This is a genomic window from Brumicola blandensis (genome assembly GCF_031846165.1).
In the GTDB taxonomy this organism is placed as follows: Bacteria; Pseudomonadota; Gammaproteobacteria; order Enterobacterales; family Alteromonadaceae; genus Glaciecola; species Glaciecola blandensis.
The window spans coordinates 270,473-293,079 of record NZ_JAVRIE010000002.1 but is presented as its reverse complement, the minus strand read 5'-3'; the positions used below and the strand labels follow the sequence as shown (position 1 = coordinate 293,079).

Below are 22,607 nucleotides of genomic sequence, written 5' to 3'. Positions count from 1 at the left end.
TAATGATATGTGTGATATCAAAGCATAGTGCTTATATGCACTTACGCAATATTCTTCTTAATTTCGTTAATGAGGGCTAAGTAGTCATCTTGTATTAAATGCATGTTTTCTCCACCCGCTTTTATGTTCTTTTCTAATTGGGTTGCCATTGTGCTCAAGTTATCAAAGCCAAACAACTGTGCTGCCCCCGAAAGCCTGTGGGCTCGGTTTTTAATCGCCTCTATATTCTCATCTTTCGCGCTTGCTTCAAACTCCACAAGTTCATTCTGAAGGCCAGTTGTAAACTGCGCGACTAAATCAGACATGTCTACATTGCCTAACACTGACGAAGCTCGGTTCATCGAGTCATCATCTTTGCTACCAAAGAAGGTTGCAATAGTGGATATGAGCAAATGTCGGTCAATAGGCTTTTGGATATAACCGTCAAACCCAAGTTCAAAGTATGCTTCCACTTCGTTTTGCATCGCATTTGCCGTTAAGGCTATGATGGGCTTTTCGCAGCCAAGCTTTCGCAGCTCATTGTATGCTTGTATACCGTCCATTCTTGGCATTTGAATATCCATCAGTACCACTTCGGGTTGATGCTCTTTATACAGCTCGGTGGCTTCATAGCCGTCCTTCGCTGCATAAACTGTTAAGCCTAATTTACTGAGTAAGCGTGAAATTAGCCGGCGGTTGTCTTCATGGTCCTCAGCTAAGAGTATTTTACCGTTAAACAAAGGTTTTGCTGAGAGGGTATCGAAATTCAGCGTCCCCTGAGGTAATTCTTTATTTCCGCTAGTCATCGGAACAGGCATACTAAAAGTAAACACGCTCCCCTTATCCAATTCACTGCTAACGGTAATATGACCGCCCATTAAGTGAGCTAGCTGGTTCGATAGATGAAGTCCAAGTCCAGAGCCACCGAAGCGGCGGCGAATGCTGCTATCACCTTGAGTAAAGCTGCCGAATATTTGTTGAACTTGCTCATCGCTTATGCCGATGCCGGTATCAGATATATGAAACGTTAGCTGATTCTTTTCTAGTACAACCTTCAACTCAACGCTACCTTGTAACGTGAACTTTAAAGCGTTTGAAAGTAAATTGATCAATATTTGCTTCAAGCGTAAGCCATCGATGTGCACCACAAATGGTTGTGGTAAATTCTCATGCAAAGAGAAAGATAAGCCTTTTGTTTTCGCCTGCATCGAAAACATGGTGTTGATGTTGCTCAATAATATGTGCAGGTCCTGAGGTGAATACTCAAGCTCAAATTTATTCTCTTCAATTTTGGTTAAATCGAGAATATCGTTCAACAGTGCTAACAAATACAGGCTACTATCATGAATGATTTCAACCTCTTTGTAGATATCTTTAGGCTCAACATCTCTGCAAATAATCGCTTCAGCTTGACCAATAACGGTTGTCAGAGGCGTGCGTATCTCATGGCTCATATTTGCTAGAAATTGCGTCTTAATTCTGTTTGCTGCAGCTAGCTTGCTAGACTCATTGGCGATATCTGCCGTTTTCTCCGCAACCTGCCTTTCTAGTTCAATCACCGCTTGTTTTTGGCGCTGGATATATATCAATATTCCTAAAATGAGAACGCCGGCGTAAACGCCAAACATCCACCCTCGCTCCCAAATAGGCGTTGCAACAGTAACATCGACAGCGAGTTCATTGTTATACCAAAGGTTTTGTTTGATCCGAGACTTAACACGGAAAACGTATTCTCCACCATTCAAATTGGTATACGTGGCAGACGTGTTACTACCATTTTCAATCCAGGATTCATCAAAGCCCTCGAGCATGTAGCTATATTGAATTTGGCGAGCATTGAGTAAATCAAGTGTGGCAAATTCAAACTTAATATTAGACTGATCGTAGTCAAGTTTTGCACCTAACTCGCTAACCTCATTGATATTAAAATCTTCGGAACTGCCCAAAACTTCAAAATTAGTTAATTTGGTACCTTCATCGGACTTATTGTCCTTAATGACCAAGGGGTCGAAGAAAAAAACACCATCACGGCTGGATAAAAAGATTTTCTTGTCAGTAATAGTTGATGTGGGATTATAGAAATAACGAGACCCCGGCAAACCATCGCGTTTGTCAAAATGACGCATTTCTTTGGTTCTAGGATCTAAGCGGCTGACCCCTACTGCAGTCACTAACCAAAGGTATCCGTTTTCGTCTTCGTCTATAAATCTAACGCCCTGGTTGTCACGCTCATTGAAAAAGTCGCTCACCAATTCTCTTTCGCCCGAAGTCAGATTTACTTTAAATAAGCCTATCTTATTTCCAAGCCACATATTATCTTGCTGATCTAGGTAAAGTGAGTAAATGAGGTTTGCTAATCCTTCATTTTCAGAGGAGTCGTCTCTAGCATCACCTATTTTCGTAAAGGAATATGGTTGGATATCAACCAAAAAAAGTGTATCACCGAAAGACAGCCACATTCTGTTCTTGGGACCTAAATAAACCCGAGAGGAGACGGTTTCAACAATTTGACCTGCGGATATATCATCCAAGGTAAAAAACTCAAACTCATTGTTAGTATAGTAAACAACAAATAAGCCAGACTTAGTGACGACCCAAAGGTTACCAGAATCGTCAGTTTCTATATCGCGAATATCATAAAATGAATCCTGCAAATACGGTGGCGGAAGAACTTCGCTTTTATGTCCATTAGTGTCCACTCGGAATAGCGTTTGCGAACCCGTATACCAGATGTCACCTTGTTTCGATTGAGCTATGAATCGAATGGCCGAAATTGATTCGCTAGATTGTTTATTAAGTACAGAAGTAAGTGACTCGGTGCGCGGATCCCATCTTTTTAACTCTCCCGCTGAAGTTCCAATCAATACACTATCATCGTTTGCACGCTTCAATATAAATGCAGAGTTAAGAGAAGGTTCCTCTATTGCACTAAAAATGCTTTCCCGCGTTATTTTATATAAGCCAACGCCTTCGCAACTTAACCAAATTGTACCTTGGCGATCCTCAAACAATGTTTGACCACAGCGGTCGTCAAAATCCAATGGTACTTTCTTGAGCGTCTTTGCATGTTCTGTAAAACTATAGACCCCATTGTCAGTCGTCACCCAATATTCATTGAAACTAGTTTTAATCATAGAGTAAATTGCACCCAAGCCTTTACTGTTTTCAGTAGGAATTGGAGTAAAAGTTTCAGTTCTGAGATCGAAGCGTACAATACCATTTTGTGTGCCTATGAAGAGTACTTGGTTTTTCCCCTTCACCAGCCTTCTGATTTTGTTCAATTCTGAAAGCATAGAGTCACTTTCTGGATAGTAGTGCGTAAATAGTTTAGTTTGAGTGTCGAGTTTGTTTAGGCCAAAATCTGTGGCTATCCAAAGAATGTTTTCTTCAGTTTGTTCAATATCCCATATACGTGGGTCAGAAGTGCCGTTAGTTTCACCATCCAATTGAGGAAAGCGTGTGAAATCTTGTGTACCTTCGTGAAATTGATGTAAACCCGCGGTGTATGTGCCAGCCCACAATTGATTGTTACTGTCTTGGTGGAGAGATTGTACAAAATTGCTGCCAATAGCTCGCTCATCTTCCGGTGAAAAAGTGAATTTCGAAAAGGTTTCAGCATCCTTATCAAATAAAATGAGTCCCCCCCCCCAACTACCGATCCACAAGCGCCCTTGTTCATCTAAGTAGAGGTTTCCGGCATTATTATGTGGTAAGGATGAATCGTCGTCTGAGTCGTGGAGGTAAGTAGCTACATTCTTTCCATCATATCGAAGAACGCCATTGTATCCGGTTCCTAACCAAAGGAAGCCGTCTTCGTCTTGTACCATAGAGAAAATAATTGAAGAAGAAATGCCATCATTTTCATTCAGTAATTCGTATTCATACTCTACCGCTGCAGCGGCGCGACCAGCTAACGCCACAAGGTAGAGCAAACAGAAGAAAGTGAGAATGCGATTAAACAACTAAAATCCCTTGGGCAGACCAGTAAAATATCTCAATCTACTTTGGCTAATTAAAACGACACTTTGCAGAAGTAATGCTACGAAAAACCGATATTCACAGGTACTACCACACAGCCCTCAGTATAACTGAATAAGCGAAACATGAAAGACGAAAAGCCTGAAGCACGCGGCAAAACCCTTTCCGAATCACACTCGAATAAAGTTCGACTCAGGAAGCTAAAACTACAAGCTTTTTAATTAGAAAACAATTGATTAGCCTAAGTTTTTGCGGAATAAATTAGATTCACCGTGAAAGTAGCGCTGTAAGCAGACTCAGTAGGTTTACAGTTCGCATGAATGAAGTGCTGTATAAACACACAGGTTTATTGCTATACTGCGCCCATCCACAAAAAATATGAAGTGAATAATGGACGTAACGCGACTCCTTGAAGACCTAAACGATAAACAACGTGAAGCGGTGGCAGCACCAGCAACTGATACTCTGGTGCTAGCGGGTGCTGGTAGTGGTAAAACTCGAGTACTTGTTCACCGTATCGCATGGTTGATGGAAGTAGAGTCTGTTGCGCCTTATAGCATTTTGGCTGTGACGTTTACTAACAAAGCAGCAAGAGAAATGCGAGGGCGAGTCGAACGGCTAATGGGACAAGCGCTTAACACAATGTGGATTGGTACGTTTCATGGTTTGGCACATCGACTCTTGCGCTCTCATCATGAAGAAGCAGGCCTACCTGAAAATTTTCAAATACTAGATTCAGACGATCAATATCGGCTAATTAAGCGTCTGTTAAAATCAATGAATTTAGATGAAAAGCATTGGCCGCCAAAACAGATACAGTGGTACATTAACGGCAATAAAGACGAAGGTTTACGTGCTAAAAACATAGAAACGCATGGCGACCATACTCAGCAAAAAATGAAAGAAATTTATATTGCCTATGAACAAACATGCCAACGTTCAGGCTTAATTGACTTTGCTGAATTGTTATTGCGCGCTCATGAGCTATGGGCAAATAATCCGCAAGTCTTGCAGCACTACCAAAAACGCTTTCGCGCTGTCTTGGTGGACGAATTTCAAGATACAAACAACATTCAATATGCTTGGTTGAAACTGTTGACCAGCAATACCGACAATAACAATATGATGATAGTGGGTGATGACGACCAATCAATCTATGGTTGGCGTGGTGCCAACGTTCAGAATATTTCTCACTTTTTAAGAGACTTTCCTCGCGCAAACACAGTAAAGCTAGAGCAAAATTATCGCTCAACATCTAATATATTGAATGCAGCCAATGCCGTTATTGGTCATAACCCTGGACGTCTCGGCAAAGAGCTTTGGACTGAGGGTGGCGAAGGCGAAAAAATCAGTTTGTATGCAGGGTTCAACGATCTCGATGAGGCTCGGTTTATTGTTTCCCAAATCAAAAGCCAACATGAGCAAGGTTCTGCTTTGGCCGACTGTGCAATCCTGTATCGAAATAATGCGCAATCTCGAGTGTTGGAAGAAGCGCTACTTCACGAAGGCTTAGCCTATCGTATTTATGGCGGTTTACGCTTTTTCGAACGCCAGGAGATTAAAGATGCTTTGGCTTATCTACGACTAATAAATCAGCCAATTGATGACGCCGCCTTTGAACGTGTGGTCAATACACCCACTCGTGGTTTAGGCGACAAAACATTGTCAAACATACGTGTATTTGCCCGTGAAAATGACATTTCAATGTGGCAAGCAAGTAGCAAGATGCTTGCACAGAATATGCTTTCAGGCCGCGCTGCTAATTCATTAAAAGGATTTGTAGAGATGATCCTACAAATGACACAAGATGTGAAGGACCTTCCACTCGAGAAAAAAGCAGATCATGCCATGAAGCACTCCGGTTTGTTCGCCATGTATCAAGCGGAAAAAGGTGAAAAAGCCAAAGCTCGTGTAGAAAACTTAGAAGAACTTGTTACCGCTTGTAAGCAATTTGAGGCGCCAGAAGACGCTGAAGAAATGAGCCCATTATCCGCATTTTTAGCTCACGCCTCTCTTGAAGCGGGTGACGCTCAGGCTGATGCCAACCAAGATGCTGTGCAGATGATGACCATTCACACTGCTAAGGGACTAGAATTTCCTTTTGTTGTTTTGGCGGGTGTCGAAGAAGGCATGTTCCCTAGCCAAATGAGCAATGATGAGCCAGGAAAACTAGAAGAAGAACGACGTCTTTGCTACGTTGGAATGACCAGGGCAATGCAACGACTCGTTATCACCTACGCCGAAACGCGCCGTTTGTATGGTCAAGATAAATATCATACAGCCTCTCGTTTTATTCGAGAAATTCCAGGTGACTACATTGAAGAAGTACGTCTACGTACGCAAATTAAACAACCAATCCATAATCGCTTCAGTTCAGCAACTTCCCACGCTACTTTTGAAGAAAGTGGATTTAAGTTAGGCGAACGCGTAGAGCACAAAAAGTTCGGTGAAGGCACTGTACTGAACTATGAAGGTTCTGGCGAACATGCCCGAGTTCATGTGAACTTTGACTCGGTGGGCACAAAAATACTCATGCTTGCTTATGCTAAACTCGTGAAAATCCCTTTCTAAACTTTGAGCGTACCTAATCTTATCAATACCTAGGCGGAGGTCGAAACAGTATGAAGCTAGTTTATACCAACGAAAACAACATACTAGTAAACCATGCAAAGAATATCCTGGAGAACGAGGGTGTTGAAGTATCGCTCAAGAATGAACATGGCTCTACTGGAATGCACCCTCAGTTCATGTTCTTGGAGGTATGGGTAAACAATGATGCGGATGAAAAAAAAGCTAAGCGCATACTTGAAGAGATTGAAAACCCACCAGAAACTGAAGAGTGGGTATGTGCGAATTGCCAAGAGAAAAACGACGCTTCATTTGAACTCTGCTGGCACTGCCAAGCACCGGCAAATTAATAAAGCATAGCTGCACTGAACTAAAGCGGAAACTTAAAGGTAAAAGACTTGTGATAAGTGAGTTGTAGACTATCATTGACCAATCTCACTTTTCTATCTACTTAAAATTTAAGTCTTTCTTTAGGAGCTCTACATGCGCTGGCGTGCTTGGTTACTCACCTTCGTTTTTGTTTTTAGTGTTATTGGCCTATTAGGTTTCGTCAAGTTCAACCAAGTCATGGCTGCTATCGCTTTCGGAAACTCCTTTCCCGAACCAAGTGAGACTGTCAAAGTCCAAACGCTCAGTGAGTCTAACTGGCAACCGACCTTAAACATAGCGGGTAGTGTCCTGCCGACCCGCAGTCTCGAAATTCGAAACGAATTGGAAGGCATTGTGACCTACATCGGTTTTGCATCAGGTGGTAAAGTAAAGGCTGGGCAGGTTTTGTTAAAAATGCAGGTTGATGATGAACTGGCGCAGCTAGATGCCATCGATGCAGAAATAAAAATTGCAGAGCTTGACGTCAACCGATTTGAAAAGCTATTGGAGCAACGAGCATCTAGTCGGGACCAATACGATCGTGCCAAGGCGCAGTTGGCTGTCGCTAATGCTAGGAAGCGTTCGCTTGAAGCCATTATTGCCAAGAAAACCATTGTTGCCCCTTTTGACGGCCAAGCTGGCTTACATCAGCTAGAAGTTGGTGCATTTTTGTCTGGTAATACCTTGGTCACTAAACTCATCAGTGATACCAAGACTGTTTGGGTCGACTTTAATATTCCACAAGCTTATTCAAATGTAGAAGTAGGCTCGGTTTTAAGAGTGAGCTCCAGCATTCTCAATCTGCCACCCACTGCAGCTAAACTCATTGCTGTTGATCAAGAAATCTCAACCCGCTCTCGGAATATGCGAGCAAGAGCAGAGCTAACTACCAGCGATTTTGCACTAAAGCCTGGCGCAATAGTGACTGTTTCTTTGCCGGTCGGCAACACCGAAACTGTTGCTCGCTTACCTACTAAAGCCATTCGTTATGATGCTTTCGGCACCTATGTGTTTAAACTCAATAAAGATGAGAACGATGATTACCGTGCCAGTCGCCAAGTGGTCAAAGTGATCACAACTGAGGGCGAAACAAGCGTGCTTAAATTGAGCGAAAGTCCTGGCTTAGAACTAGGAGATACAATAGCGACACAAGGTAGCTTTAAACTGCGAAATGACATACTCGTTTACGTTGATGACGGAAGAGAGTAAGTCGAATGAATGACCAAAAGCCCGACTTGGGCAAGCCAACTATCATGGATGTGTTTTGTAAACGTCCAGTATTATCTATCGTTCTTTCTTTGGCGCTTGTGCTTGTAGGTATAAGAGCAGCAATCGACTTACCCATTTTGCAATTCCCTAAAATTGAGAGTGCCTCGTTACAGATCACGACGCCATATGTGGGCGCGTCTGCAGAGGTCGTACAAGGTTTTATTACCGAACCGATAGAACGAGCTGCGGCTTCGGTACCAGGCGTCGATTATGTCGATTCTCGCACCACACCAGGAGTGAGCACGGTAACGGTCTGGCTGCGACTTGGTGTCGATAGTACCCGAGCGCTTGCAGAGCTCTCATCTCGACTCGATCAAATTCGATTTGAACTCCCTGAGGGAGCAGAAGACCCAGCGGTGCAGGTTGTGCGAGCTGATAGACCATTTGCAGTATTTTATCTCACGGTTAACTACGATGAGATTGAGGCCGGTATGTCACGTATCGAAGTGACTGATTACCTGTCGCGACGCGTAGTGCCCAGCTTATCGACTATTCCAGGAGTACAGCGCGTTGGCTTAGAAGGTGGCCGTTCTCCAGCGATGCGAGTATGGCTTAATGCAGAGAAAATGGCAGCCTTAGACGTGGCAGCGGATGACGTTTCCGCAGCTTTGCGAGCGAACAACCTCATTGCCACAGTCGGACGCACAGAAAACAGTTCACAACGTGTTGGCTTGCTCACTGACACCTCTCTAAGTAGTGTTGAAGAATTTGAAAACCTTGTCATTCGCCAAGTAGATGGCGCGCAAATTCGTATCAGAGACATCGCTGACGTGCGACTGGGTGAAGAAGAAGGCCAAGTTAGCTCACGTTTAGATAAAGACACCGTGCTGTATATTTCAGTATGGCCTTTGCCAGGTGCAAATGAGATTGAAATTGGCGACCGTTTGTATGAAATGCTCGACAAGATCAATCCAACACTTCCACAAGGTTTAAGCATTACTGATGGCTACGACGGCACTCTGTATATGCGCAGCGCCTTGCGAGAAATATTCATTACGTTGATTGAGACCGTTCTATTGGTCGGATTGGTCGTTGTCGCTATGATGGGCTCATTCCGCACGGCGCTTGTACCGCTCGTTACGATCCCGATTTCTATTCTCGGTGCTATCGCGATGATGACACTAATGGGCTTCACACTTAATCTACTTACCGTATTAGCGATCGTACTTTCCGTTGGATTAGTGGTCGATGATGCGATTGTAGTGGTGGAAAATGTCGCTCGCTACATGCGTGAAGGTATGAGCAGAATGGAAGCGGCCTTGGCGAGCTCTCGCCAACTCTTAGCGCCGATCATCAGTATGACCATTACCTTAGCCGCCGTTTATGCGCCTATTGGATTACTCTCTGGTTTAACTGGCGCATTATTCAAAGAGTTTGCTTTTACGCTGGCTATTGCCGTGTTGATATCAGGTTTAGTCGCTATCACCCTTTCTCCTATCATGAGTGCGTATGCCTCGCCAGAAGGAGGCAAGGAAGGTAAACTAACGCGTAAAGTAAATGGTATTTTTGAAGCACTCCAAAACCGCTACGAAAAAATACTCTTGGCAACACTAAACTACAAAGCGCAAGTGTTAACCATCGCCGTCATCCTATCTCTACTTTCAATCCCTTTTTACCTGCTTTCTTTGAAAGAGCTAGCGCCAACCGAAGATCAATCCAGTATTAATGTGATTGTTGAATCAGCCCCAGAAGCGTCGCTTGAGTACAGCATGACACAAATGGACCAAGTCGTAGATACGATGAAGGAGCTTGAGGGTGCTAAATTCATGTGGCAAATTGTGAATCCAGTGGGTGCCTTCAGCGGTGTTGATTTCATTGACCCAAGTGAACGTGAGCAAAGTGTGCAGGAAATGTTCTGGAAGGCCTTTGGCTCGCTTTCTTCAGTGTCTGGTTTAAAAGCCTTCCCTGTGCTCGATTCCGCGTTGCCCACATCAGGGAATTTTTCTGTCGAGCTCGTTGTGTTGAGTACTGATTCATATACCGACATGAAAGTATTCGCCAACCAAATGGTCCAGGCAGCTAATGAAAGCGGCAAATTCTTGTTTGCTGAAACCGACTTGAAAATCGATTTACCTCAGGCACGCTTCAATATTGATCGAAAACGCGTCGCCGATTTGGGTATGGATCTCAGTACGGTCAGTCGACAACTTTCAGTATTGTTATCAGGTAACTTTGTTAACCGTTACAACCAAGATGGTCGAGCTTATCGGGTTATTCCTATGATTGACGATGCCGGTAGAGCAAATCCCGACGCTATTCTAGATTTACAAATTCGTACACCTGCAGGCGACCTTGTTCCAGTGCGCTCTATTGCAACACTAGTCACCGAAACTGCGCCGCGTGTGCTTAGCAAATTTCAACAGAAAAATGCTTTTCGAATCTATGGTGAAGTGATCCCCGGCACTACGAAAGAGCAAGGTTTAAGTGCGTTAGAAGACGCTGCCGCCGCATTATTGCCTGAGGACTACACCATTGATTATGCGGGTGAATCACGACAGATTCGCCTTGAAGGAAATACCTTAGAGGGCGTTCTTTTAGTTGCTTTGGTATTTGTATTCTTAGTTTTGGCGGTGCAATTTAATAGCTTCCGCGACCCACTAGTTGTTCTTCTTGGCAGTGTACCTTTGGCCTTAGCTGGTGCAATGATGTTTGCTTTTCTCGACTTTACTACTATCAACATCTACTCCCAAGTCGGTTTTATTACTCTAGTAGGCTTGATTGCCAAAAACGGTATTTTGATTGTCGAATTTGCAAACACCATGCAAAAGCGAGGCTATGAAAAAATAGATGCAATCCAGATAGCCGCAAAAACGCGACTTCGCCCAGTCTTGATGACGACTGGTGCTACGGTGTTAGGCCATTTCCCGCTGGTTCTTGTGACGGGTGCTGGCGCTGAAGCCAGAAATAGCATTGGTATTATATTAGTCGCCGGTATGCTGGTCGGAACCGCATTTACTTTACTGGTATTGCCAAGCGTATATATGGTGTTAGCGTCGAAGCATTCACCCGATGAGCTCGAGGATCCAGAACTAAGCAACTCGCATTCATAGGGAAAGAATACAACAGCTGAGGCGAACCTTTGTCAGTAAGATTTTGCGATATAGGCAGAAGCGCTAGCAAAAGCAGTTGACTAGCGCTGTAAATTAGCGAAATATGAACAAGCAAGACACATCGACTCTACACACGACTGCAACAACAAAGAAGAGAGGGACGAATGCCATTTACTACAGAATTAACCGAAGAGTTAAACCTCATCCTTAAATTCCCAAACAAAAGTTTAATGCAAGGTTTGAAAATCCATAAGGATGCTGATCCAGCTATGATTAATGCAGCTCAACGTTTATTTGATAAAGGGATTGTTACTCAGCCTGATGGTGGTTATCTGACTGACCTCGGTCATGATTTGGCTGAACACGCACAGGTAGTGCAATCTGCGCTAAATTCTAACTAATACGGAAACATTAATTATACTTATCACGTTTACAGAAACAGCTTCACAAGGTTGAGGTAATGAACCTTTGGAAGCTGGCTGATGAAAACAAGTTACTCAGAAAATATTCAATCCAAAAATATCTTTAACATTAAAAAGCACTTCCGCTGTTTTTTCTCTCGAGATTTGACTTCCCTTGACTAAAATATCTACCAGTTGAGCCTTATCATTTAAAAACTCGCCTCTTCTTTCTCTTATAGGTCGAAGCATGTCTTGCAAACACTCCTCCAGTATTTTTTTCGTTGTACCGTCACCTAGACCTCCACGACGATAGTGCTCTTTTAATTGGTTTATATAGGCCTCATCAGGATGAAAGGCATCGAGATAGGTAAAAACGATATTTCCTTCGACTTTACCGGGATCTTCAACCATTAGATGATTAGGGTCGGTATACATGGACTTTACAGCTACGGAGATTTCTTTTTCAGTGGCCCCAAGGTTAATTGCATTGCCCATCGACTTAGACATCTTATTTTTTCCATCTGTACTAGGAAGCCGCGACGCATTGCTTAGTAAAGGTCTGCATTCACTCAGGACCGTACGTCCTGCTAGTGAATTAACCTTTCTCACTATCTCATTAGTTTGTTCAAGCATGGGTAACTGGTCATCTCCGACTGGCACTAAAGATGCCTTGAACCCTGTTATATCGGCAGCTTGCGATATGGGGTATGTTAGAAAACCAGCTGGGATAGACCGTTCAAACCCTTTGTTTTGGATTTCACTTTTAACAGTCGGATTTCGCTCTAACCGACTGATGGTGACAAGGTTATTGTAGTACATCGTCAACTCAGCAAGGGCGGGAAGTTGTGATTGAAGGCAAATAGTTGTTTTGGAAGGGTCGATACCAACAGCGAGATAATCAGCAACGATATTTAAAATGTTGGATGATACTTTTTTCGGATTGTGGGCATTGTCAGTAAGACCTTGCATATCAGCGACGAGAATCGTTTGCTCGTGAATTGACTGTAAAGTTACACGTTGCTTTAAAGAGCCGACATAATGACCGAGATGTAAGGGACCTGTTGCTCTGTCTCCGGTCAGAATAATTTCTGGTTTTTCAGCATTTTGTTTTGTGTTCATATGTATATCTCCTAGTTTAAATAGATCGCTACTGGAGATATAAAAGAAATTACAGTCTTAGCTACCTTCCAGCAGCTTAAGAATGTAAGAATTCAGCGCCGCTCTAAAAAGAGCGCCACCAGAAGTAGAATGATGTGGACGTTGGAATGTATGTCATGCAGGTAGGTTAACGATAATTCTTTCGAAAATCAACTCCCAACAGTGGATTACCAATAGAAAAACGTACGTAAAAACAGTGATGTTAGACAAAGCAATAAATATGCTCCACATAATAAAACTCAAGAGCTGCACTGGTCCTAGAATGTGTTTCGCCATATTCAAAAATATATCAGCGAGGCCGATTTCTGAGACAAGTGTTAGAAAGTAATTGTTCTACTTTTTATAAGGAAAAGTTTTAACAAGCTTAACATTGCTCGCTTTTGCATCTGGTAGTGACTGTATAACATCGCTTGCGTTACCGAAAGGTTTATCGGTGTTCTCATCTTTGAATAGATACCCTTCTTTTTGTTTTTCAATGAGTGTGCTTTTAGCGAAATTATTGCAAAAAAGCGCAACAACAAAACCGGGTGTTGAGGCCTTCTCACTGGCTGAGCATTCTAATGTAAGTAATGAGTTCTCATCTTGCACAGTATAGATGATATTTTCTGATGTGAAGGTATCGCCAACTTTCGCAACTGGCTCAGAAGAAGTGCTAGTGAAAACAGCCACTTTAGTTTCTTTTACCGTTGCGCTTTTGTTTGAAGAATTTTGGCGAGTAGTGCTAGAGCAAGCTGACAAACCAGTTATGATAAATGCTGTTATTAATAATAGTGTCGAGCTTTTCATGTTAATTCATGCTTAAATTAAAACTCATGTTTATGAATAATAGAGGTTATTACATTCGTTAATGTTGGATGAACCACTCTACCGTTTATTTTGTATGGGCACAATGCCACTCTATGTAGTCTTCCATAGGCAATGGCTTAGAAAAATAATATCCCTGCATGACATTCAAATCGCGCGCTTTCAGCAATGCTATTTGCTCTTGATTTTCTACTCCCTCTGCAACGATATTCATATTCAAATTCTTCGCTAAACTAATGATAGTTTCTACAATGCTCAAACCGCCCTCATCAGTTATCCGATCAATGAAAGATTTATCAATTTTCAATTCTTCTACAGGGTATAAATGCAAATTTGACAGACTGGAATATCCAGTACCAAAATCGTCAATAGAAAACTTAAAACCTAAACGGGCAATAGCTGACATTTGATTAATTGTCTGTTCAATATCAAGTGCCAGCATACTTTCCGTTATCTCTAGTATGATTTTGCTAGCAGAAACCTTGTGTTTTTTCAGAATGTCGCACAACATTTGCTCGAAGTTAAGTGACCTAAACTGCGAATGACTGATATTTATAGATAACCTGAAGCCCTCGGTTAAAGCTTGCTTTTTCTCCAGAAGATTGATGAGTTTGCACATATCTTCAAGCACAATGTCCTGAAGTTTTTGGATCAAGCCAAACTGTTCTGCGACTGAAATAAATTCATTCGGTGGCACCAAACCTCTTTCCGGATGGTTCCATCTAATTAATGCTTCAGCACCACATAACTTGCCATCAGCATCAACTTGCGCCTGGAAAAATGCACAAAATTGATTGTTTTCAATCGCACTGACAATCTCTGATTCAAAGGTTAATTGACGCTCTAACAATGTTTGATTTTCTGCATCATAAAAACTGAATAAATCGCCACCCTTTCGCTTTGCACTGTACATCGCAGTGTCAGCAAATTTCATAATACTTTGAGCGTCTGAATGATCGTCTATAAAACAAATACCAATACTACTTGATATTTTTAGTGAGAAGTCACCGATAATAAATTTGTCAAAAAAAGCAGCTTGTACTTTTTTCGCTACAACTGCCACTTCGCTTTGAGACTGTTCAATGGTATGCCCAACATTTTCGACTAAGATAACAAACTCATCACCGCCAATTCTCGCCAAGACATCAGTTTTTCTGAGAGATTTCTTGAGCCTTTTAGCCACCTTGGTTAGGAGCTCATCACCAGCCAAATGACCTAAAGAATCGTTTACACGCTTAAAGTTATCCAGGTCTAAAAATAAAATAGCTCCAAACTCATGCGATGCCTTTTTAGTTTTTACCGCTAACTCTAACCGTTCGTTAAACATTCTTCTGTTAGGCAGGTTGGTCAAATGATCAAAATAAGCCAGCTCTGTGATGCGGTCTTGGTTTTTCTTTTCATCAGTAACATCTCTAGCCATCCATAAGACGTGGGATGGAATTTCATTCTCTCCCGGGTGGTATTTAACTGGAGTCACTCTCGCCTCAAAAATAGCAATTCTATTTTCCTCTTCCAAAGGGTATTCGTATTCTTGAATACTATTTGTTTGCAAAGCTCTCGAAATAACATTCATAATTCTCTGAGCAGCATCAGGAGGAAAGACATCTCTTACATTCTTATGAACCAGAGCGGTTGCTGAAATATAAAGTAGATTATTTGGGGATCCATAAACGTCCTCATAAACCCCTTCTTTACTGATAATTAGAGCGAGATCAGGCATCACTTTGATAAAGGCTCTAAACTTTTCGTTATCTCGCTCTAAGGTTTGTATTTTAGAATCAACAATATTTGCTTGTTCGTAAGCATGAAAAGCTTTTGCAAGAATCGGCTCTACTGAGGCAATTAGTTTTAACTGTCGGTTATCTAATCTAACTTCAGGAGGGACAAACAAAACCAATTCGCCGATAAGTGCGCCAGCATCGTTTGCAATCCTCAATCGGTAAACATACTTTTCAGAGGGTTTATGTGTAGGGTTTGAAGGAGCAATTAAACCTTCCGAGATAAGTTTACTTACTGTTGAGTTTGTTTTAAATTTGAGGGAATCGCTATTCTCAGCATGCAGTTCAAATTGATTTTTAGATGTTTGACTGAGAGCATGAAAAGCATTAAATTCATGCAAATAGACTGCACATTCAGCTTCATTTGCACCAACTTCAGATTTGATTTTTTTAACGACCAATTCAAAAAAGGATGACAGTTGTTTGGTCATGATCGCGTCTAGAAGTAAAGTTTGGCATTCAGCAAAAAATAACTGTATTTTTGCTTCTGTTTTCACATCTTTAATCATCTTATCCTTGCTTTCATTGCATGCCGCAGAGTTTAGCACTGTAAAAATATATAGGTAAAGTGTGTACGAAGCGTCACCAAAATAGATTCAATAAATCGCTTACATTGAATCGACTCAACGCCCGCTATTAGTCGCAGAAAAACTTAAGCCTCCGGCCTGAGTGCAGCTAGCTTTTTTTCCTTCTTCTCTCTACGGTAATGCTTAACTGAATCGTAAGTAAATACGGCTAATGCTGTCCACACGAATCCAAAGGTTACCAAACGGCCAGTGCTAAGTGGTTCGTTGTAAATCACAACTGCCAAGATAAACATCAATGAAGGGCCGATGTACTGAAAGAAGCCCAGTGTAGAGTAGCGTATTCGGCGAGCCGCTGCGGTGAAGCACAATAATGGAGCGGTTGAAACAATACCGGCACACAACAAGAGAATATTGAGTTGGCTCGAATTTTGAGTAAAGTCTCCCGACTGAGTGACGAAAAATGCCCAGTATATAAGGGCTGCAGGTAAAATAAAGATGGTTTCAATAAACAAGCCAGGCAAGGAATCCACAGCCACCTGCTTGCGCATTAGTCCATAAATACTGAAGCTACAGGCCAAGGTTAAGGCTATCCATGGCAAATAGCCAAAATTGAATATCATGATCGCCACTCCACTGATCGCTATGCCTACTGCAATTTTTTGAGTTAAACGTAAACGTTCACCAAGAAACAGACGCCCAAGAAACACGTTAATTAAGGGATTGATGTAATATCCTAAACTCGCTTCCAACATGAAATTATTGTTCACTGCCCAGATGAATAAAAACCAATTGCACGCCAACAGTAAGCTGGCGGCCATCAGCGTCAATAACACTCGACGATTACTAACGGCAGCAATGACTTTTTTAATATGGCGTAAACCAACGATCAACAATACTAAGACCACTGCAGACCATATCACTCGATGCATGAGAATTTCCATCGGTGGTACCATGTGCAATGCTTTAAAATAGATAGGCGCAATGCCCCACATTGTGTAGGCACAAAGGGCAAATATTACGCCGGACTTGGCTGATGTAGTAGCGGGCTGATTCAAGACTAACTCTTCATGTTGAATTCAATCCAAGCTAGCAGCAATCGATACTTGCTATGCGCAGGGCTATACTTCCCAGGGATTGATAGTTTGGATTTTAATGTGTTTAAAATCTGCCGGTGACTTTGTGACCAAAGTCATGTTGTTCACCAAACATGTTGCCGCAATCATAGCATCTCGCTCTGATTTTGGGTTAGGTACATGCAAGGCGGCGCAATACTCAGCCATTTCGGCATCAAAAGCAACAATACGACCTTTAAAACCGTTTAAAACTTTCGTTTGAAGCCACTGATTTAACGCTTCACCCTGTGAGGCATCTGTTTTTCTTTTTTCTAGTATTGCCAACTTCAATTCTAGTATTGAAAGCGACGAAATATAAAGGTTAAATACTTGCTGGCTAGTAGCCCACTTTACTAACTTAGCATCTTCATCACTTGGGTTGCGAAGCGCTGATACTACGTTTGTATCGAGTAAAAACATGCAAAAACTCCCTTGGTCTTACATTGAGGTTAACAGTTAATTCAGACGAGCGATTCAATTCGAAGTTTTAAACTTAGGCACGTCCAATTGAATATCTTGAGTATTGGGCGCACTGACTAAATCTAAGATAGTGCTGGTTTTACCCGTTATCTCTAGGTAGTCATCAATATTCATCATCATAAAGGCCACAACACCGCGCTCGGTTATTTTAACTGGACCATTTTTTGCGGCACGTTTGACAGAACTGGGGTCTTGGTTGAATTGTCTACTGGTAAAGGTATCGCTGCTCATAGTGTTTTATTCACTCCGATCGTTTAATATTTGAACGTTGTAACTACATTACTACAGTAAAATGATAGGTGCAAAATCTTGTTTACGCTAATTTTAAGAAAATGGGCTCGAGTACAGCATGAATTTTGTGTTGAAAACACGTAAGATCCACCCAATTCCTTTTATTGAGATGTCCCTTGCCCCTAGCTTTTGAAACCAGCACAGAAATCAGCACGCATGATGAAGTTGTCGTCGAATCAGCTGACACTAAAATCTTGTGCGGAAAGATACTCAAAGATACCTTCGGTTATCCGGAATTCCGTCCGGGGCAACTCGAAGTCATAGAAGCGGTGATCTCAGGGCAAGATGCACTTATTCTGCTACCCACTGGCGGTGGAAAATCATTATGTTATCAAGTGCCGGCATTGGCAATGGATGGATTGACCCTTGTCGTCTCCCCCCTTATTTCGCTGATGCAGGATCAAGTGCAACAATTAAGCACTCAAGGCGTTAAAGCCGCTTATCTGAATTCTTCACAAGACCCCGAAGAAGCACAAAAAGTGAATGATGCATTGCATGAGGGTGAGCTAGATTTATTGTATGTAGCGCCAGAGCGTTTATTACAATCTTACTTTCTTAACTCCCTAGCTAAGGTTAAGGTGAGCCTTATTGCCATAGATGAAGCACACTGTGTTTCACACTGGGGGCATGATTTCCGTCAAGACTATCGAAATCTTGGGCGACTCAAAAGTGTTTTTATCGACACTCCATTTATTGCACTGACAGCAACGGCTGACCACGCGACACAAGTTGATATTCAGCACCAACTCGGCTTGGTTGACCCCTTGGTATATAAAGGTGGCTTCGACCGCCCGAACATTCGCTATAACTTACTAGCCAAATATAAGGGCTTCGACCAAGTCGTCACCTTCGTCAAGCAGCAAGATGGGGCCGCAGGCATCGTGTACTGCAACAGTAGAGCAAAGGTCGACGATCTCACAGTCCGATTGCAAAGCGCAGGTATTAAGTGTGACGCCTATCATGCGGGTTTGGATACTGGCACGCGAGAGTTTGTACAAACACAGTTCTTAAAAGATGATTTGCAAGTAGTCGTCGCGACCGTTGCATTCGGCATGGGTATCAATAAATCAAATGTCCGCTTTGTTGTGCATCATGATGTTCCTCGCAGTGTTGAATCTTACTATCAAGAAACTGGCCGTGCAGGTCGTGATGGTATGCCTGCAGAAGCATTATTACTATTTGATGAACGTGACGCTGCAAGAATCAAGCAGTGGATATCCACGGGTACATCTGCTGATCGCTTTGATATTGAAATGCAGAAGTTTGAAGCGATGGAATCATTTGCAGAAGCGCAAACTTGTCGCAGGCAAGTACTATTAAATTACTTCTCTGATTACCGTGAAGAGCAGTGTGGAAACTGTGACATCTGTTTAGATCCGCCCAAAATGTTCGACGGAACAACTCAAGCCCAGCAGCTTCTTTCTTGTGTATTGCGCTTGAAGCAAGACACTTCTGTGCAATATTTAATTGATGTTTTTCGTGGCAAAAGCATTCGACGTATTTTAGATAATCAACACAACGAACTCAGTACCTATGGTTTGGGTAAAGAGCAATCAGATACGTATTGGCATAACCTCATCCAACAACTAATTCATCAAGGTTTGTTGCGCATAGACATGACTATGTCGGGTATTTTGCGTTTAAATGAATCAGCACGAGCTGTATTAAAGGGCGACCGCACCATACAACTAGCTGTTCCAAAGCTCAGTATCGACACAAGCAAACGAAATAAGGCAGAGCCGGTAAACATCGATCGTCAATTGTTTGCCAAGTTGAAGCATTTACGGAAGCAAATTGCTGAGGAAGATAATGTGCCTGCTTTTGTGATATTCAGTGACGCCACATTAGCCGACATGACCGACAAAACGCCGGTCAATGAAACTGAATTTATTGGTGTGAATGGTGTGGGCCAACGTAAACTAGAACGCTATGGTAAAGCGTTCATCAGTTTAATAGAAGATTACTTGGCAACGCGTTAACTAGCCGCCTCTGCGTCACGCATTTTTTGCATTGCTATTTTGTGACTTTCTATTTGACGCAAACGCAAGACGTATGCCGTCATGTTTTTAAAAGGCTTTAATTTTCCTGCATCGAATAGTGCTTCAAGACCAAAACTCATTTGTATATCCGCAATGCTGGGGGCATCACCTACAAACCAAGTCTTATCGCTAAGGTGCTTCTCAACAAATAGCAGATTGCCCTCGATGTTCTTTCCAAAATAGGCATCCATCACACCGTCTATAATTTTGTCGGCAATAAATTTCACAAAAAATGGTTTTGCTTTTGCTCTGGCCTTCTCTAGCACCATACTGGTGACTAGGGGAGCCATGAATGTCCCTTCAGAGAAGTGAGACCAAAACTGTACTTGGTTGTGCTCGTCTGATTCAGGCGATGGCAACATTGCTGACTCAGGGAATTGGTGAGCAATGTAATCACAAATAGCACCCGATTCCGCAATGACTTTATCACCATGAGTTAGCACCGGCGCTCGGCCTAAGGGATGGATCTGTTTCAATTCGGGTGGCGCTAAATTGGTAGCAGCGTCGCGTTTGTATACCTTAATTTCATAGTCAGCATTAAGGGCTTCCAACATCCAAACAATGCGTTGAGATCGTGAATTATTCAAATGATGTAATGTAAACATATAACGTCCTTGAGTGATTGGCTGGGCGCAATAAACATGCGTTAACTGAGCCTACACTAAAATTATTTAAAAGAGGTTGCTGTAATCATAGATACTCACCTCTCTAGCTTTTAGATTTAAATTAATTTTGCAACGACGGTATTCCCTATGGACGAGGGTCAAGTTGCGCATAATAAGCTGATAAATCAGCAATATCTTGATCACTGAGCTTTTGGGCATGTGACGTCATCGCCATATTGACACGTTCACCGTCTCGAAAGGCTTTTAATTGCAAAACCAAATATTGCTCTTTCTGTCCTGCTAGATTTGGATAAATTGGTACATTTGAAATCCCATTGTCGCCATGACACATGCCACATACACCGGATATTTTCTCTCCTCGCTCGATATCACCAACCAAAGGTTGTTCAGCACAAGCGCTCAAACTAGTACACAGTAACAGGCACAAGACTGAAAATGGTCTCGACAGAAACTGCATGGCACTTGGTTTTTTTATTTGCATCATTATTGAGTCCTTTTCACAAAATTAGCGTATATTTAAGCCATAGTAATTCAAACGAGATAGCATGCAACTCTTTCATAAATACGCTGAAGAACTAGCAGACATTTGTACCCCCGTGGTCCCCTTCCCTATCCTTAGAGCGCGCGTCGCGCTGGTGAACAACAAACTGGCAGAAGCGCTAGATATTCCCGTTGATGAGCTCAGCACAGCAAAGCTACTACCTTCTCTTTTTGGCGATGATGGTGAATTACAGGCCCATAGCGTTGCTCAAAAATATGGAGGCCACCAATTTGGTCAATGGAACCCTCAATTAGGTGATGGTCGAGGCTTATTATTGGGTGAAGTCAAAGCCCAGTCTGGGCAATTTTTCGATTTACACCTTAAAGGTGCAGGCCCAACCCCATATAGTCGCCATGCCGACGGTAGAGCCGTTTTACGCTCCACTATTAGAGAGTATTTGGCGGGCGAAGCACTTCATGCTCTAGGTATCCCAAGCTCACGCTCTTTATGTTTAATTAGGAGTGATGAGCCAGTCATTCGTGAAACGCTAGAACGCGGTGCGATGATGATAAGAGTATGCGAGAGTCACTTACGTTTTGGTCATTTCGAATACTACTTTCATACCGACCAGCACGAGCAACTACAAAATTTATTCAGCTTTGCATTTGAACATCATTTTGCAGACACCATTGCCGCTCATCCAGAGCAATCACCTCATGCAGCAATGTTGCAGGAAATCGTGAGTTCAACGGCAGCGATGATTGCAAAGTGGCAAGCATATGGCTTTAATCATGGGGTGATGAATACAGATAACATGTCCATTCATGGCATCACCTTCGATTTTGGCCCCTACGCTTTTTTAGATGATTTTATCCCGAACTATGTGTGCAATCGTTCCGATCACAGCGGTCGATATGCTTTTGACCAACAACCGAGTATTGGACTTTGGAATTTGAACGCTTTGGCTCATGCATTCAGTCCCTACTTAGATATTAAAGAAATTAAAGCCATTTTGATGACTTATGAGGATACTTTGGTCAATGATTACCAAGCGCTCATTCGCCAGCGCCTGGGTCTAAGCATGCAAGCAGAAACACCAGATAAAATGTATCAAAGTGATGAACAAAAACTCAGTCATGAAATTGATGTATTAATCGGTGAGTGGATGCAGATATTACAAACTGAAAAAGCCGACATGCATGTCGCTTTTAGAACTTTGAGTAAACACTTACTTTCTATAAGAGATAATAATTACAATGCACTATCAGATAATTTCATTCAGGCTGATCGCGTTAGAAGTTGGTGTGTTAACTATCAAGAAATACAACAAGCCCTGTTGGATTTAAATCAAAAAAGTTGGGAAAAAATACAAGAAGATATGCTGGGCGTGAACCCCAAATATGTCTTAAGAAATCATTTAGCACAGGAAGCAATTGCCGCCGCTGAAGACGATGACTTTTCTCTTTGCGAGGCTTTTTTGACAGTGTTAACGAGCCCTTTTGAAGAACACCCCGATTATGAGCGTTTTTCGAAACCGCCCGCTACGCAAGATAAAGGGATAGCGCTTTCTTGCAGTAGTTAAGGTAGCTTAATCAAGTCCAAAAAAGCTTTCGTTATAAAATTCAGGGATTTGTATCGATAATTAAACAACAAAAACTTCACAGTGTGGTTAAAAATTGGCTACACTGAGGACTCTA

The 22,607-nt window shown here is 42.3% G+C and carries 16 protein-coding genes; 7 read left to right on the top strand and 9 right to left on the bottom strand.

Annotated features, from left to right (window positions below):
• Positions 1 to 41 precede the first annotated feature (41 nt).
• Positions 42 to 3,941: a hybrid sensor histidine kinase/response regulator gene (locus tag RM544_RS06520; protein ID WP_311360962.1), complete on the bottom strand. Its 3,900-nt coding sequence runs from the start codon at positions 3,939 to 3,941 to the stop codon at positions 42 to 44.
• Between the two features lie 406 nt (positions 3,942 to 4,347).
• On the opposite strand from RM544_RS06520, the gene uvrD reads away from it, so the two are divergent.
• The 5 genes from uvrD (at position 4,348) to RM544_RS06495 (ending at position 11,614) form a co-directional block, all read left to right on the top strand.
• On the top strand, positions 4,348 to 6,528 hold the full coding sequence (gene uvrD, locus RM544_RS06515) for a DNA helicase II (RefSeq protein WP_311360961.1): 2,181 nt from the start codon (positions 4,348 to 4,350) through the stop codon (positions 6,526 to 6,528).
• 50 nt (positions 6,529 to 6,578) lie between these two features.
• Complete coding sequence (locus RM544_RS06510; RefSeq protein ID WP_311360960.1) at positions 6,579 to 6,875, top strand: putative signal transducing protein; 297 nt, start codon at positions 6,579 to 6,581, stop codon at positions 6,873 to 6,875.
• Between the two features lie 133 nt (positions 6,876 to 7,008).
• Positions 7,009 to 8,103: an efflux RND transporter periplasmic adaptor subunit gene (locus RM544_RS06505; RefSeq protein ID WP_311360959.1), complete on the top strand. Its 1,095-nt coding sequence runs from the start codon at positions 7,009 to 7,011 to the stop codon at positions 8,101 to 8,103.
• Positions 8,104 to 8,108: 5 nt separating this feature from the next.
• Positions 8,109 to 11,213, top strand: a complete 3,105-nt coding sequence (locus tag RM544_RS06500; protein WP_311360958.1) for an efflux RND transporter permease subunit — start codon at positions 8,109 to 8,111, stop codon at positions 11,211 to 11,213.
• Between the two features lie 164 nt (positions 11,214 to 11,377).
• Complete coding sequence (locus RM544_RS06495) at positions 11,378 to 11,614, top strand: TIGR02647 family protein (RefSeq protein ID WP_311360957.1); 237 nt, start codon at positions 11,378 to 11,380, stop codon at positions 11,612 to 11,614.
• Positions 11,615 to 11,710: 96 nt separating this feature from the next.
• Here RM544_RS06495 and trpS read toward each other — a convergent pair whose 3' ends face one another.
• The 6 genes from trpS to RM544_RS06465 form a co-directional block, all read right to left on the bottom strand.
• Complete coding sequence (gene trpS / locus RM544_RS06490; RefSeq protein ID WP_311360956.1) at positions 11,711 to 12,733, bottom strand: tryptophan--tRNA ligase; 1,023 nt, start codon at positions 12,731 to 12,733, stop codon at positions 11,711 to 11,713.
• 372 nt (positions 12,734 to 13,105) lie between these two features.
• Complete coding sequence (locus RM544_RS06485; protein ID WP_311360955.1) at positions 13,106 to 13,558, bottom strand: hypothetical protein; 453 nt, start codon at positions 13,556 to 13,558, stop codon at positions 13,106 to 13,108.
• Positions 13,559 to 13,643: 85 nt separating this feature from the next.
• Entirely contained in the window at positions 13,644 to 15,863 is a 2,220-nt protein-coding gene (locus RM544_RS06480) for a putative bifunctional diguanylate cyclase/phosphodiesterase (RefSeq protein ID WP_311360954.1), read from the bottom strand.
• A gap of 143 nt (positions 15,864 to 16,006) precedes the next feature.
• The gene (rarD, locus tag RM544_RS06475) at positions 16,007 to 16,936 is read right to left on the bottom strand and encodes an EamA family transporter RarD (RefSeq protein ID WP_311360953.1); all 930 of its coding nucleotides are present in this window, start codon (positions 16,934 to 16,936) and stop codon (positions 16,007 to 16,009) included.
• 63 nt (positions 16,937 to 16,999) lie between these two features.
• Complete coding sequence (locus RM544_RS06470) at positions 17,000 to 17,413, bottom strand: type II toxin-antitoxin system VapC family toxin (RefSeq protein WP_311360952.1); 414 nt, start codon at positions 17,411 to 17,413, stop codon at positions 17,000 to 17,002.
• A gap of 54 nt (positions 17,414 to 17,467) precedes the next feature.
• A complete protein-coding gene (locus RM544_RS06465; protein WP_311360951.1) occupies positions 17,468 to 17,704 on the bottom strand; it encodes a prevent-host-death protein in 237 nt (78 codons plus the stop codon).
• 206 nt (positions 17,705 to 17,910) lie between these two features.
• On the opposite strand from RM544_RS06465, the gene recQ reads away from it, so the two are divergent.
• On the top strand, positions 17,911 to 19,743 hold the full coding sequence (recQ, locus tag RM544_RS06460) for a DNA helicase RecQ (protein ID WP_432264475.1): 1,833 nt from the start codon (positions 17,911 to 17,913) through the stop codon (positions 19,741 to 19,743).
• On the opposite strand, the gene RM544_RS06455 is transcribed toward recQ, so the two are convergent.
• Together RM544_RS06455 and RM544_RS06450 are read right to left on the bottom strand one after the other, a co-directional pair.
• Positions 19,740 to 20,408, bottom strand: a complete 669-nt coding sequence (locus RM544_RS06455; protein ID WP_311360950.1) for a glutathione S-transferase family protein — start codon at positions 20,406 to 20,408, stop codon at positions 19,740 to 19,742. The two genes, recQ and RM544_RS06455, sit on opposite strands and share 4 nt — an antisense overlap.
• A gap of 145 nt (positions 20,409 to 20,553) precedes the next feature.
• A complete protein-coding gene (locus RM544_RS06450) occupies positions 20,554 to 20,886 on the bottom strand; it encodes a c-type cytochrome (RefSeq protein ID WP_311361347.1) in 333 nt (110 codons plus the stop codon).
• Between the two features lie 88 nt (positions 20,887 to 20,974).
• Between RM544_RS06450 and RM544_RS06445 the strand changes: the two genes are divergently transcribed.
• Complete coding sequence (locus tag RM544_RS06445) at positions 20,975 to 22,492, top strand: protein adenylyltransferase SelO (RefSeq protein WP_311360949.1); 1,518 nt, start codon at positions 20,975 to 20,977, stop codon at positions 22,490 to 22,492.
• Positions 22,493 to 22,607 lie beyond the last annotated feature (115 nt).